The organism is Vibrio sp. 378 (assembly GCF_033339435.1).
In genome coordinates this window covers 1-512 of sequence record NZ_JAWOUO010001226.1, presented here as the reverse complement: position 1 = coordinate 512, position 512 = coordinate 1, and the positions used below count along the sequence as shown (strand labels likewise).

The following is a 512-nucleotide window of genomic DNA, read 5'->3' as shown; positions in this document are numbered from 1 at the left end:
CTTTGTCGTTAAAGAAGCCGAAACCGACAAACACTTCACCTTGGTAACGATCTTCGACAATTCCGCTCTTGTAAGCTTCGTTGTCTAAGCGCGTCACGCTGGTCTCGCCCAACAAATAGAGGTTCGAAATCACGTGATAACGCGCTTTGATGCCCAGATTAGCATCTGCGCCAGCACCGATTCTTTCCCCTGTCACATCTTTGAAAGCGTAATACTCGCTGTTGAAATCAGAGTCCTTATAACGGATGGTAAAAGATGGTTCGAACTCCCAATCACCCAGCTCGTAATTTGCTGCAATTCTGTAGTTTGAGTGGAACTGAAACTCGTCATCCGTCATCAATTCCACTTCAGCGCGCCAGTTTTCATTGAAGTCATAACGCAGTTGGCCACCAAAATCGACGCGATCACCTTCAAACGCGTTTTGAACGGATTTAGGAATGTCGACAAAACGAAGACGCGTAATCGCGCTCACTCGCCAGTCAGAATCCTCTTCGTTAAACAGAAAAGCGCCG

The 512-nt window shown here is 47.1% G+C and carries 1 protein-coding gene; it reads right to left on the bottom strand.

The genetic code is table 11. The features are described from left to right. On the bottom strand, positions 1-512 hold a 512-nt coding region (locus R7Q48_RS31275; protein ID WP_318134327.1), incomplete at both ends, for a MipA/OmpV family protein.